The 13,274-nt window shown below is 33.1% G+C and carries 12 protein-coding genes; 3 read left to right on the top strand and 9 right to left on the bottom strand.

Annotation, left to right across the window (positions count from 1 at the left end; genetic code table 11):
• Positions 1 to 25 precede the first annotated feature (25 nt).
• From BAU28_RS20535 to BAU28_RS20555, 5 genes are all read right to left on the bottom strand, one after another.
• Positions 26 to 1,822 carry an ABC transporter ATP-binding protein gene (locus BAU28_RS20535; protein WP_071719775.1) on the bottom strand — a complete coding sequence of 599 codons (1,797 nt, stop codon included), beginning with the start codon at positions 1,820 to 1,822 and terminating at the stop codon, positions 26 to 28.
• Positions 1,815 to 3,569, bottom strand: coding sequence for an ABC transporter ATP-binding protein (locus tag BAU28_RS20540; RefSeq protein ID WP_071719776.1), 1,755 nt, complete (start codon positions 3,567 to 3,569; stop codon positions 1,815 to 1,817). Before BAU28_RS20540 ends, BAU28_RS20535 begins: the two co-directional genes overlap by 8 nt.
• 261 nt (positions 3,570 to 3,830) lie before the next feature.
• Entirely contained in the window at positions 3,831 to 4,427 is a 597-nt protein-coding gene (locus BAU28_RS20545; RefSeq protein WP_071719777.1) for a DUF1349 domain-containing protein, read from the bottom strand.
• Positions 4,428 to 4,460: 33 nt separating this feature from the next.
• Positions 4,461 to 5,345, bottom strand: a complete 885-nt coding sequence (locus tag BAU28_RS20550) for a GNAT family N-acetyltransferase (RefSeq protein ID WP_071719778.1) — start codon at positions 5,343 to 5,345, stop codon at positions 4,461 to 4,463.
• Between the two features lie 259 nt (positions 5,346 to 5,604).
• Positions 5,605 to 6,294 (bottom strand): MOSC domain-containing protein, encoded by a 690-nt coding sequence (locus BAU28_RS20555; RefSeq protein ID WP_071719779.1) that lies wholly within the window; start codon positions 6,292 to 6,294, stop codon positions 5,605 to 5,607.
• Positions 6,295 to 6,474: 180 nt separating this feature from the next.
• On the opposite strand from BAU28_RS20555, the gene BAU28_RS20560 reads away from it, so the two are divergent.
• Entirely contained in the window at positions 6,475 to 7,377 is a 903-nt protein-coding gene (locus BAU28_RS20560) for a LysR family transcriptional regulator (RefSeq protein WP_071719780.1), read from the top strand.
• Between the two features lie 189 nt (positions 7,378 to 7,566).
• Here BAU28_RS20560 and BAU28_RS20565 read toward each other — a convergent pair whose 3' ends face one another.
• A complete protein-coding gene (locus BAU28_RS20565; protein WP_071719781.1) occupies positions 7,567 to 7,830 on the bottom strand; it encodes a hypothetical protein in 264 nt (87 codons plus the stop codon).
• Positions 7,831 to 7,875: 45 nt separating this feature from the next.
• The gene (locus tag BAU28_RS20570) at positions 7,876 to 9,000 is read right to left on the bottom strand and encodes a C45 family autoproteolytic acyltransferase/hydrolase (protein ID WP_071719782.1); all 1,125 of its coding nucleotides are present in this window, start codon (positions 8,998 to 9,000) and stop codon (positions 7,876 to 7,878) included.
• A 359-nt stretch (positions 9,001 to 9,359) separates the two neighbouring features.
• On the opposite strand from BAU28_RS20570, the gene BAU28_RS20575 reads away from it, so the two are divergent.
• Positions 9,360 to 9,791: a hypothetical protein gene (locus tag BAU28_RS20575; RefSeq protein ID WP_071719783.1), complete on the top strand. Its 432-nt coding sequence runs from the start codon at positions 9,360 to 9,362 to the stop codon at positions 9,789 to 9,791.
• A gap of 105 nt (positions 9,792 to 9,896) precedes the next feature.
• Here the strand turns inward: BAU28_RS20575 and BAU28_RS20580 are convergent, their stop codons facing one another.
• Positions 9,897 to 10,940, bottom strand: a complete 1,044-nt coding sequence (locus BAU28_RS20580; RefSeq protein WP_071719784.1) for an aspartate-semialdehyde dehydrogenase — start codon at positions 10,938 to 10,940, stop codon at positions 9,897 to 9,899.
• Positions 10,941 to 11,045: 105 nt separating this feature from the next.
• Between BAU28_RS20580 and BAU28_RS20585 the strand changes: the two genes are divergently transcribed.
• A complete protein-coding gene (locus BAU28_RS20585; protein ID WP_116500415.1) occupies positions 11,046 to 11,963 on the top strand; it encodes a LysR family transcriptional regulator in 918 nt (305 codons plus the stop codon).
• Positions 11,964 to 12,064: 101 nt separating this feature from the next.
• Here the strand turns inward: BAU28_RS20585 and BAU28_RS20590 are convergent, their stop codons facing one another.
• Complete coding sequence (locus tag BAU28_RS20590; protein WP_071719786.1) at positions 12,065 to 13,177, bottom strand: RNA-guided endonuclease TnpB family protein; 1,113 nt, start codon at positions 13,175 to 13,177, stop codon at positions 12,065 to 12,067.
• Between the last annotated feature and the right edge of the window lie 97 nt (positions 13,178 to 13,274).

Here is a 13,274-nt window from a genome sequence, read left to right on the forward strand (position 1 = left end):
GAAACCGCATTACATCAATATTTTGTTAAATTTTAAACTGACTCGTATACAAATCGAAGTAAAATCCTCTATCTTCCATTAGAGACTCATGATTCCCTCTTTCAAAAATACTACCATCTTTAATAACGAGTATTTGATCTGCTTTTTCAATGGTTTTAAGTCGATGAGCGATTACAAAACTTGTTCTCCCTCTCATTAAATTATTTAATCCAGCTTGAATTTGCAATTCTGTTCTCGTATCAATATTAGATGTTGCTTCATCGAGAATTAATATATCTGCATCGGCTAAAATCGCTCTCGCAATTGCAAGGAGTTGTTTTTGTCCTTGACTTAAATTCGATCCTTCTGAAGCAATTTCTGTTTCATATTGACTTGGCATATGCTTAATAAAAGAATGAGCTGAAGCTGCTTTAGCTGCTGCAATTACTTCTTCATCACTTGCATTTAAACGTCCATAACGGATGTTATCCATTATTGTTCCTGCAAATAAATACGTATCTTGTAAAACAACCCCTATTTTACTTCGCAAAGAATTAATATCATAATTCTTTATATCTTTTCCATCAATGTTAATTTGTCCTTTTTGAATATCATAAAAGCGAGTTAACAAATTAATAATTGTTGTTTTTCCTGATCCAGTTGGACCAACTAAAGCGATTGTCTCACCAGGTTTTGCCTCAAGACTCACATCTTTTAAAATCGTTTTATTTTCCGCATACCCAAATGAAACTTTCTCAAGCACTACATTTCCTTGCAATTTTTGTACAACTAATGCATCTTTTTTATTTTGAATTTCTGGTACTTCATCCATAATTTCAAAGACGCGTTCTCCTCCAGCAACTGCAGCTTGAATCGTATTCATTAAAGTTGCAAATTGACTAAGAGGTCTTGAAAATTGACGAGAATAGTTAATAAAAGCCGCAATAACACCTACTGTTGTCATACCATTTAAAACCATAACGGATCCAGCACCAATTACAAGCCCCATTCCTAAGTTATTAATAAAGTTCATGCTTGGAAAAATAAAAGCTGAAAACGTATCAGATTTTGTAGCTGAAACTCTTAGTTGTTCATTTATCTTATTAAAATTCTGTACTGTTTCTTTTTCTTTTCCGTACAATGTTGTAACGTCTGCACCTGTAATAGCTTCCTCGATAAATCCGTTTAATTCACCTAAATCTTTTTGACGCTTCGCAAAGTTTTTACCACTATATGCAACTAGTTTTTTTGTAACGAAAAACATAATTGGCACTGTAATTAAAGTTACAATTGCTAAAATCCAATCTAATGAAAACATCGCAATCGTTACACCTATAAATGTTAACGCTGATGAAATAATCTGTACAACACTTTGTGTCAAAGCTTGATTTAAATTATCAATATCGTTTGTCACTCGACTCATTAAATCACCTTGAGAACGAATATCAAAGAATCGTAGCGAAAGTGTTTGGATTTTCTCAAAAATATCTTGTCGTATTTTTTGTATTGTTTTTAATGCAACGTTAATCATTACAAACGTTTGTAGCCATGTTAGAAGCACCGTTATACCATAAATTGCGATAAGTAGCATACACATTCTCGCAATACCACTTAAATCTTTTGGCACAATGTATTGGTCAATAATTACTCCCATATAATACGGACCTAATAATCCGAGTAATGTAGTAACAAATACTAGAAAAATAACGAACATAAGCGAGGCTTTTTGATACCCCATATAGTTCCATATCCGCATTACAGTTCCTCTAGTATTCTGCGCTTTTCCCATCTTCGGTGCGTTACGTCCACCTTTATTAGCAAATTGTCCTTGAAAATTACGCATTTTCTTTCCCGCCTTCTTTCTGTATATTGCCACCTTGGGAAAGATAAGTTTCCTGATAGACTTCACATTGTTCTAACAGTTGTTCATGTGTACCATTTCCAACTAATTCACCGTTATCTAGTACAAGAATTTTATCGGCATCCATTATAGAAGAGATTTTGGATGCAATTAATAATATCGTTGTTCCTTTATACTCTGTTCTTAATGCTTCTTGTATGTTTGCCTCGGATTTTGCGTCAACTGCTGATGTAGAATCATCTAATATAAGAATTGACGGCTTTCTCACAAGCGCTCTTGCAATGGATAAGCGTTGTTTTTGACCACCAGATAAATTCGTTGCACCTTGTGTTAAGTTATATTGATAAGAGTCCTCTAGCTTATTAATAAACTCACTCGCACAGGCAGATGAAGCAGCTATTTCTAATTCATCATGTGAGGCATTTTCTTTGCCATAACGCATATTCTCTTCTATACTCCCGGAGAACAACACTGCCTTTTGAGGTACAAAGCCGATTGATGCGCGAAGTTTTTGGAGATCATATGTTTTTACATTTATACCATCAATACATATTTCTCCTTGATCAACATCATAAAGACGTGGTAGTAACTTTGCTAATGTAGACTTACCGCTTCCTGTAGAACCGATAATCCCTACCTTTTCACCTTTACGAACATTAAATGAAATATCCTTTAAAACATATTCATTATTTTTTGTGTAGCTATAGCTAACATGATTAAACTCAATACTTCCTTCTACATGCTCTGTGTCAAATGCATTTGTTTCACTTACAATGTCCACTTCAGTATCTAAAACTTGCTGTACACGATCCGCAGATGGAAAAGCACGTGCAATTTGAATAAATACCATACTAATAGACATAAGTGACATTAAAATGATATTTAAATAGTTAATAAAAGCTAAAATAGCCCCTACTTGGAGTGTACCATTAAATACTTTTTCTCCACCTATCCATAAAGTTGCAACAATCCCGCCATTTACAACTAGCATAATAATCGGCATCATTAACGAAATGAGCTGCACAGCCCGAATATTTATCTTCGTTAAGTTTTTGTTAACATTTCCAAACTGTGAGATTTCATATTTCTGTCTTACATACGCTTTTATAACACGTACTCCAGATAAATTTTCTTGTAACTTTGTATTTACTTTATCCAATGCTTCTTGCACCTTTTTAAACGATCCGCTCGCTTGACTCGCAATGAGTACAATCGCAATTAATAAAATCGGTACAACTACAAGTAAAATAGGAAATAACTCTCTCGCTGTTACAAAAACAATAATTATACTACCTATAAACAATAACGGACCACGAACAAGGACACGTAACATCATAGTCATCGCTGATTGAATTGATGTAATATCATTTGTTACGATTGTTAATAATTTACCTGTTCCGAATGAATCACGATTTTTACTAGAAAATGTTTCAATTTTTGTAAACACTTCTTTTCTTATATCTGTAGCAAAATTAACAGCTGCTTTTGTAGAATACATCATACAGCCAAGCCCACCAGTTAATCCAAGCGCCGCCGCCCCTATCATTAGAAGCCCCATTTTTATTACATAATTCAAATCCCGATTTGCAATGCCAACATCAATAATATGCTGCATTATAGTCGGTTGAATTAGGTCCATCGCAACTTCCAGTACCATAAATAATGGTCCGATTATAGCGAAGAACATGTATGGTCTTAAATATTGTAATAACTTGCGGAATGATTTCATACATAATCTCCTTTTTTATGAAATTATTATTGTATAATTCAACTCCCTCCTTCTTTAAGTCATATAGACTGTTATTTCCTTACTATTTCTAGTTTATTATGCAAATTAATATTTAACATTATTAAATGATAAGTATTAAATCATTTTTAGTCAATAAAATGGAACTTTAATCCACAGAGAATTTTTTCTGGCAGTTGATACGAATACTCTTTAACTTAATAAAAACCGCATTCTCATTTAATAAGAATGCGGTTTTTATATCTATATTTGTTCAATTGTAAAATCGAAAAACTCGGTCTCGAATCCATTATTTTTAGAAGGACTACACGTGTAAAATCCTATTTTCACAGGCACATTACCTATATCCTGCATCAAATGAGCGATTCTTATTTGTTCCCATTGCTGATTTGTTTTCACATATATCGAATAATCACTAAGTTTTCGAATAATTCGAAAACTTAGTTGTTTCCTCGCAAACTCATTTGGATAGTCTTGCGTTGACCAATCAGAATATCCATTATTCGTTACGACAGCCCCTAGATGAGATGGACCTTCAGGAATATATTCTAAAGATGTTTTTAACCAACAGTTTTCCGAAATCATAACAAAAAGACCCGCTTGATCGTATATCGCATTTGGATTCATGCGCAATTGAACTTCAGCCTGAAAATCTGTCATTATCTCATCATAAAATACATGGCCATTCATTACTTCAAAACCATAATGTGTTTTCAGCCAAAAATCTGTTTCTTCTTTCGAATGGACTATGAATGTATGATTGTCTTCCAGTTTGGCGTATTTAGGTGTGTTCATTACAGTAAGTTGCTCAATATGATTTGGTATATATGATGTTTTCATAATTCCTCCATAAAAAAGCGTTTGAATTACTATTTAAAACTCCGTTAAGACCGGGAATTTATAACCTTTAAAATCTAGCTCTTTATTACTTCGAACCATTAAATATTTACTAGATTGTAATTCTGTTAATTGCACATCATCAATTCCTAATTGATCTGGGTAAAAATAAAATTCAATCTCCTTAAACGATTCAGAAATTTCCTCGCATAACTCATCTAAAATTGGAAGTACCAGAGCAAATACTCCAAATAATTTTAGCTTTTCATTTTCTACTTCATAAACGATCATCGTATCTAGTTTCTTAGAATAATACAGTTTTTCATTCCATTTCGAATCATACATATTTAAATAAAAAGAAGGTTGGTAGTTTAATGTTGAAAACATATTAGAAAGCCTTTGGCTATTAGCAATGGTTTCACTTATTAATTGTCTATCCTCTTCATTATAAAAATCTAACTTTCTAAGCAAAGAATCTTTATTATTTTTTTTATCGTATGGTACAGTCATCAAATATTCCTGCACAATTTGAAAACCAAATGATGTATATAGTTTCGGATTTTCAGTAAACAAGAGAATACATTCACATTGCTTATCTATTTCTTCTATCAACTTATTAAGCAATTGTGTCATAAGTCCTTGTCTACGAAAATCCGGATGTGTCATTACTGATTGAATACCGGCTGCACTTATTTTTTCACCATTAATTAGTAGTGGAAGTGAAAATGCCGCAGCATTTGCAATCACACTATCATCTTGTAAAAATGATAATGCTTTGTATGTATAATCCCAATATCCTTTCGCTGAAAAATCATGCCATGTTTGACTTGTAATCCCAAACACTTCTTCAAATAAAGGAAATAACTGCTCCCTTTTCGGTTCTTCTAATAGAAGATTTGCAAAATTATCAACATTCCCCATGTTGTCCCTCCATACATCAATTCCATTAAATTAAATATACTTATATGACCTACTCCTAGAATAATAGGTCTTTCAAATCAATATAGTATCATAAAATATAAAAAATAGTCGAATTTATTTTTTCTTTTGACTATTTAAAGATAAGTAAAACAAATTAATATTAAGATTTTTAAATATTAATTTGTTTATTATATAAAAATAGTGCTTTCTAATTAACTTTTACTATTACAAATGCACCATTTATAAAATTATTATTCATTTATTCTTTTGTTCCTTCAAGTCGTTCCTTCGTATTAATTTCTTCTCCCTTTATACGCTTTTCAAACGTTTTTCTCCAACTAGCTGAAAGTGCATTTACTTCTAAAATTCTTTTGAGTCCTTCAAAGTTTTGTTTTTCTTTATGCATTATGCGATTAGCAAACGAAACTGACACACCTTTTGGATCAGGCTTCAACAACTTTAAAGTATCAATTGGCGATATCCATCCTTCTTTTAATACTCGAAAATAAAACCCTGTATAGCCTGTATCTTGAAAATATAATGGTAGCTTTGGAATGTTATATTTCTTCGCTAATTTAAAACATGGTTGTCTTGGCTGCGTTATTTGTACAGTCGCTTCTCCAAATTGAAACGTGTCTCCGATACAAACATCCTCTTCACGCATTCCTTTTACTGTTATATTTTCACCGAAAGCCCCATATACAAGCTCTTGATTCAACTCTTTTTCCCAGTACGGATAATGGTCACCAGAATAAACACAAACCGCTTTATCTACCCCTCCATGATGAACTAAATCCGCTTGTCCATCTCCATTAAACTTTAAAAAGGATAAAAAAACCGGTTCCTTTACTTGCTTTTTATTTATCCCTGTTTGAATTAACTTCCCACCATAAATAACCTCTTTTGGTAGTCCTATATTTAGAGATAATACTTCATACGCTTTAGTCATTTTAATTCCTCCTCTTACTATCGGCATAACTTTTCAAAAAATTGATTTATTATTTCACCCCCCTATCCATTTTTTATAATCAATTCATTTCTGATAAGGTGATTATAAATCCCTTAAAACCATTGTTCAATTCAATTATTTATATAATAATGATAGGTATATCCTATAATTAAACTTGAGGTGATTCCCATCGAATTACGGCAATTAGAATACTTTTTAGCTGTTTCAAAAGAATTACATTTCACAAAAGCAGCCGAGAAATTAAATATTTCACAACCTTCACTAAGTCAACAAATACGCGCATTAGAACATGAAGTGGGAATGCCACTTTTCGATCGAATTGGTAAAAAAATATCTTTAACTGAAGCAGGAAGAATTTTAATATCGCATAGTAAAACAATTTTTCATGAAGTCGAACAAGCCCGCTCTGCCATTCAAGATTTAAATGGATTACAGTATGGTTCCTTAACAATCGGCTCTTTATTAACCGTCGTAAATTATTTATTACCGCCAGCCATATTGAACTTCAATATTCTATATCCAAATATCAAGCTTTCTGTACTAGGTCTTCGCACAGGAGAAATTCGTGAAAAATTATTACAAAATGAATTAGATATTGGCATTACATTTCTTCCGGTACAAGATAAAGAAGTTGTATCGATCCCGCTTTATAAAAGTGAACTTACATTAGTCGTACCCACTGGTCATACTTTGACTGAACGTGATTGTGTATCAATTGCAGAATTACAGGACTATCCTTTAATTCTTTTACCTAAAAATTTCTTTTTAACAGAACTAATTACATCCCATTGTCAAAACTTTAACTTTAAACCGAAACCAATTTTAGAAATTAGTACGATGGAAGCTTTAATTCAAATGGTTTCAAAAGGTATGGGAATTACAGTTTTACCAAAACCGTATATAGACTTTTTGCAAAACGAACACATTCAGGCTATTAGAATTAAAAACCCCATTCCAACAATAGATATAGGACTTATTTTTAGAAAAGATAAATATATGTGCGCTGCAACCCGTGAATTTATTGAACAACTAAAAATAACAGTACATTCTCTACAAAAATAAACATAAAAAAAAGATTATTCTATTAAGCCGATGCACATCGACTTAATAGAATAATCTCTTTTCATTACGAAATATAGTGAAACTTTAATCAGTGGGGGGTTTTGCTCATCCCCCACTGATTATTAGCCCACAACAATCGGGCTGGCCGTTAATATGGGATAAAACCGATACGTATAAACTCATACAATTTTAATGTACCTTTTTAGAGAGTGGAATATATTTTGTAAAATATGCCCCCACTAGCAATAATACGATTGAAAATATCCAAGTAAAAACACCTCCAAAATGAAGCCAATATGCAAACAAATTTAATATTGCAATTAAAAAGCAACAAATAGAAGTTACTGCACTTTTTAATCCTTTTATCCCCGCTTTTTTTCTTTTTTGATAAATTATATACATCGAAGCGACTAGAGAAAAGATAAGAACAATTGGTAACATAGCTTGTAGCAATGGCAACCCCTCCTGTCTATTTCCGCCCCTCCATTTTACCCCTTTTTAATCTTTAGGAATCCATTCATTTTTGTCTTCTCTCCAAAAATCAGTATATTTACTATTTTTAAAGTTCACACTCACCTCGGAAAACGGAAGGCTTTCTCCAACTTTCAATGAGTACCACTCGTTGAAAAGTGGCGATCCGAAGCAAATATTCATTGAACGGTCATGTAAATCAAACAAAACAGAATGCAACGTCCCAAACCATTCTTCATAGTTATGCACTGTCAATCCTATAGGATATTCACACTCTACCAATCCTTTTAAAGATTCCATACTCACATGTTCATTTCGGTTTAAATGCTCATGTAAAATGTGATATCTCTTCGTAGATTGTTCTAGCTTTCTATTATTTAGCTTTTTAATGGATAAACTAACCGCATGATTCGTAGATACAATAAAAGCATGATTATTATCTTCAATTGTTTTTATTGATTTGTGCCCATCAAATATTTCAATATGTGCCGCTTCTAAAGGATCAGTCACGATTATATTAATATTACTTGCGATTGGCATTTCTTCTATTAGTAACTTTGCCTCCTGCACATTTTTACATCTTTCTAATAATACTCGAATTACCGCAAAACATTGCAAGCCACTTACCATCGGCTTTCTTAAACCTTCAATATTCCCTACAGGTTGACCACATGCAGAAAATGTAACAGATAACCCATGCTCGTTAACTCCTTCTGTTCGTCCGAAATATTGAGTAGAAAAACCACTATGTACATACGCACCTTCAACATGCGTCAAGCAAAAACGCATATCATCTATTTTTGGTGATAAATCGTAATTTCTTAATACATACGTATGCTCTGAATCCGTCTTTTGTGGTAATACTGCACAATGACTACAACCTGCTTTTAATAGTGTTTGATAATAATACATCATATTGCTAGAAGGAATTTTCAATACTTCACAAAACCCTTCAATTTCTTCATTAATTCCTGGACAATATTGGTTTAGTACATTTCTAGATTCTGTCCAATGGTTATTTGATATTAAATGTTCTTGCTGTATAAATTGTGGAATGAGATACGGATGATTTTTCACAAATTCCCCTTGCTGTTTTCCAATTTTATAATGACTTCCTTTTAGCGATGAAAAGTACCCCTTTACTTGATACACCATAATCTCCCCTTTACACTGAATATATCCATATCCTACCAAAATACTTTTATTTATTCTTGATGTTTTTTGCTATACTTCCATTACAACCACGGTTTTCTTTTTCATAAGACATTATTTGCTGTCTAATTAAAACCTTGTTAAAATCACCGTAAGAATAGGCTTTTAGTACAACCTTTCAAGATTAGATTAAATTATTTCAAATGGATAAAACTCTACAGTGAAACTTCTTATTGGCAATCCACTATTTATTAAAACGAGCAAACTTGTATTTATAGAATTACAAAAAGCCACATTTTACAATTAAAGAATAGGTTGTTTTAATCATCCATTTATCAGGGTAAGAGGAGAATATATTAATGAGTAATAGCAAACCAATTGACGAATTAACTATTGAAGACTTAAAACAAAACCCAATATGGGAATGGGCACTAGATGAAGAGGAAAACGAAGAGTGCGATGAGACGTGGGTAAAACCAGCAGAAACAATAAATTTTACAGAAGAGTTAAACGGTTCAATAGTATCGGGAAAATTAATACTAAATAATGGCGAGAAATTCCCCATGATGTGTAGTATTGATATTGAAAATAACGAGGTATTAATTAGTTCCGTTGTTTTTTATAACGAACAAGAATATGAGTATATTGCTATAGAAGATGTAGTGAAAAAGGTCGAAATGCCTTTAACAATTAATATTAACCTTACAATTAATGGAGAACCTAAAGCTTTAAAATTTTCTGCAGATAAAGTTGATATTTATAAAAATACAATAAAAACTAACTTCAATTAATATTTAATTGAAGTTAGTAAAATACTCATTAAGTAAGAACTAGGAAAGCATACCAATTAACATTTCCCCAGTTATTACCGTTTTTAATTTTCAAATAACCCTACACTAAATAATCCCTTTTTCCACCAATGTCTCTGCGATTTGAACTGAGTTCCAAGCTGCACCTTTTAATAAATTATCAGAGACTATCCAAAGATGGAATGCTTTTGGCGTATCAGGATCTTTGCGGATTCTTCCTACAAATGTATCTCTTTTCCCCTCTGCATATAATGGCATTGGATAAATTTGTTCATTAGGATTATCTTGTAAAATAACACCTGGTGCATTCAATAGTACTTCTTTAATTTCTGCAACGGTCGCTTCTTTTTCAAGTTCAATATAAACCGATTCTGAATGTCCCGATACAACTGGAACTCGGACGCAAGTGGCTACCATTTTTAAATTTGGATCTTCTAAAATTTTCTTCGTTTCTTGAATCATCTTTACTTCTTCGAATGTGAAATCATTTTCTGTAAATATATCTACTTGAGGCAATACATTAAACGCAATTGGATAATGTTTTTTATCTTTTTTCGCAGGCAATATAGTACTCTTCACCTCATCACCTGCGAGCATCGACTTAGCCTGTTCTTTTAATTCATGAATCGCATGAATTCCCGAACCTGATACAGCTTGATATGTGGAAACGATTATCCGTCCTAAACCGAATGATTTTCGAATCGGCTGAAGGGCCGTTACCATCTGTAGCGCTGAGCAATTCGGAACTGCAATGATACCTTTATGCTCCTTTAAAGTGTGTGCATTTACTTCTGGAACAACGAGTGGTACATCATGTGCCATTCGGTATTCACTTGTGTTGTCAATTACAATAGCACCGCTAGAAACTGCGTGATTTACATATTGTCTAGAAACTTCTCCGCCTGCGCTAAAAAATGCAATATCTACCCCTTCGAAACTAGTTGTTTTTGCCTCTTGTATAATAATTTCTTGCCCTTTAAATTGTACTGTTTTACCAGCAGAGCGTTTTGACGAAAGCAATGTAATTTCTTTTATATTAAACTTTGTTTCTCGTTCTAACAGTTCAATAATTTTTTGACCTACTGCACCTGTAGCCCCAACTATAGCTACATGATAGCCCTTTTCACTCATGTTTTCTCCTCCAATATCGCTTGAATGAATTTTTTCACAATTTAATTTTAAAAGAAATTTAATCATTTGAAAAATTGAAATACATGATATAATCATTCACAAATCATGATAATAAAAGAGGTATCACTTATGGAGATAAGGCATGTTAAAACATTTTGTGCCATTGTTAAATATGGTGGTTTTTCCAAAGCTGCTCATGCATTAGGTTATGCGCAATCTACTGTTACAGCGCACATTAAAGTATTAGAAAATGATTTACACATTCCTCTTTTCGATCGATTAGGGAAAAAAGTACTTCTTACAAAAGCAGGTCATCAATTTCATCCATACGCACTAGAATTACTTGCTATTTATGAAAAAGCGCAAGAAATCCCTCAAAATAGTAATCATTTGGAAGGGACATTAAGTATTACATCTAACGAATCATTGGCAGTATATCGTTTACCACAATTATTACGTACTTACAAACAAGAACATCCGAAAGTAAATATCGTTCTTGAGACAAATACAAATGAACAAGCAATGAAAAAACTACATGAAGGAGAAACCGATATTATCTTCTTAATTGGAGAAACTATTGAACATAATGATTTTATTACACATACTTTTTGTAATGAAGCATTTGGATGGATTTTACCTGCTCATTCCCCTGCCGACACTGATCCATTCCGTTTATTACAGAAAACTCAGTTTATATTTACAGAACAAAGTTGCGGCTATAGACCGATGGTAGATCGTTATTTACGTCAAAGCGGGAATATTCCTGATAAAACATTTGAGACTTCCAATGTTGAAGTGATTAAACAATCCGTTATGTGCGAGTTAGGAATCTCTATTCTCCCTTACATCGTTGTACAAGAAAATTGTCAGAAAGAGCAACTATATTTTCACCCTATCGAAACTCCAGCAGTCATTCAAAGTCATGTGATCTATCATAAAACTAGATGGATATCACCCATTTTACAATCGTTTCTTACACTAGTGAACTACCCACCACTTAGTATCTCTTACGAGCTTACTTGAAGTGGGGGCTTCTCGGTTAATCGTTACTTTTGATAGCTAACGAATTCGTCTTAGGACAGCCGAGCTAACTCCCTTGTTCCAAAGGTTAATTTTGTTACTATTTATGCCAACGCTAATAAGCGTATAGCTTCCTTTTTGATATTCATAGCTGCGTTATAGTCACGACTTATTTTTAGTCCGCAAGAACACTCATACGTGCGTTCAGATAGTGACATATCTTTTCTGTTTCCACAACTACTACACATCTTCGTAGAAGGAAACCACTTATCTATTTTTACAAGTTGTTTTCCTTGTTCTTGTAGCTTATATGTTAAAAATGTCGTGAACATCCTCCAACCGTTGTCCGCAACACTTTTACCAAAGCGAAGTGCTCGTGACATTCCTTTCATATGTAAGTCTTCTATTGCTACAACATCAAAATGAGTAGCCAATTCTTTAGACTTATGATGAAGGAAATTCTTACGTTGATTTGCCACCTTTTCATGCAACTTAGCTACACGAATGCGTTGTTTATTCCAACGCGTTGAACCTTTCACACGTCTTGCTAATACTCGTTGTGCATTTGCTAATCGGTCTAACATCTGACGATAAAAACGAGGATAATTGGCTTTCTCATCTTCGCTACTCACGTACAATTCAGCCATTGCAAAGTCTAATCCAACCACACTTTCTACTTCTTTTTTGACGATTTCCTTTTCATATTCAGTCAAGACAGACACGTAATACTTACCAGTTGGTGTCATCGAAATCGTGCATGATTTAATGATATGGTTTTTCGGTATCTCTCTATGTTGCTTCAGTCGTACCATTTTTAGTTTCGGTAATTTGATATAACCATGAAATAACATAATATTTCCGTTTACCCTATTCGTAGTATAGGATTTTCTACTTTTTTTATTTTTGAATGTAGGAAAATCACTTTGACCACTAAAAAAATTCTTATATGCGGTTTGCAAGTGTAGTTGAGCGTTTGCTAACGCTAATGAATCGACTTCCTTCAGCCATTCATACTCTGCTTTGTATTTCGCAGGAGTAGGTAATTTTTGTTTCTTTAGTTCTTCCTTGTTCTCTTTGTACTTTTCATATACTTCTTTCCGTTCAGCCAGCATTTTGTTATACACAAAGCGTACACACCCGAAGGTTTTACGTATCAGATATGCCTGTTCTTCTGTTGGATACAGACGAAATTTGTAGGCCTTATTATGCTTTTTCATATCAGTTCATCTCACTTTTCGCCTTGATTTCCCATAAACTGTTTTACTTTATCTATGGCGAGCCACCAAAGGTGATAGCACAACATGAACACTGCGT

This window comes from Bacillus paramycoides (genome assembly GCF_001884235.1).
Classification (GTDB): Bacteria; Bacillota; Bacilli; order Bacillales; family Bacillaceae_G; genus Bacillus_A; species Bacillus_A paramycoides.

Excerpts from the sequence above, each read along its gene's own strand:
- BAU28_RS20585 (WP_116500415.1), top strand. The coding sequence starts at position 11,046 with ATGATAATAAAAGAGGTATCACTTATGGAGATAAGGCATGTTAAAACA.
- BAU28_RS20580 (WP_071719784.1), bottom strand. The coding sequence starts at position 10,940 with ATGAGTGAAAAGGGCTATCATGTAGCTATAGTTGGGGCTACAGGTGCA.
- BAU28_RS20590 (WP_071719786.1), bottom strand. The coding sequence starts at position 13,177 with ATGAAAAAGCATAATAAGGCCTACAAATTTCGTCTGTATCCAACAGAA.
- BAU28_RS20535 (WP_071719775.1), bottom strand. The coding sequence starts at position 1,822 with ATGCGTAATTTTCAAGGACAATTTGCTAATAAAGGTGGACGTAACGCA.
- BAU28_RS20550 (WP_071719778.1), bottom strand. The coding sequence starts at position 5,345 with ATGGGGAATGTTGATAATTTTGCAAATCTTCTATTAGAAGAACCGAAA.
- BAU28_RS20575 (WP_071719783.1), top strand. The coding sequence starts at position 9,360 with ATGAGTAATAGCAAACCAATTGACGAATTAACTATTGAAGACTTAAAA.
- BAU28_RS20555 (WP_071719779.1), bottom strand. The coding sequence starts at position 6,294 with ATGACTAAAGCGTATGAAGTATTATCTCTAAATATAGGACTACCAAAA.
- BAU28_RS20540 (WP_071719776.1), bottom strand. The coding sequence starts at position 3,569 with ATGAAATCATTCCGCAAGTTATTACAATATTTAAGACCATACATGTTC.
- BAU28_RS20545 (WP_071719777.1), bottom strand. The coding sequence starts at position 4,427 with ATGAAAACATCATATATACCAAATCATATTGAGCAACTTACTGTAATG.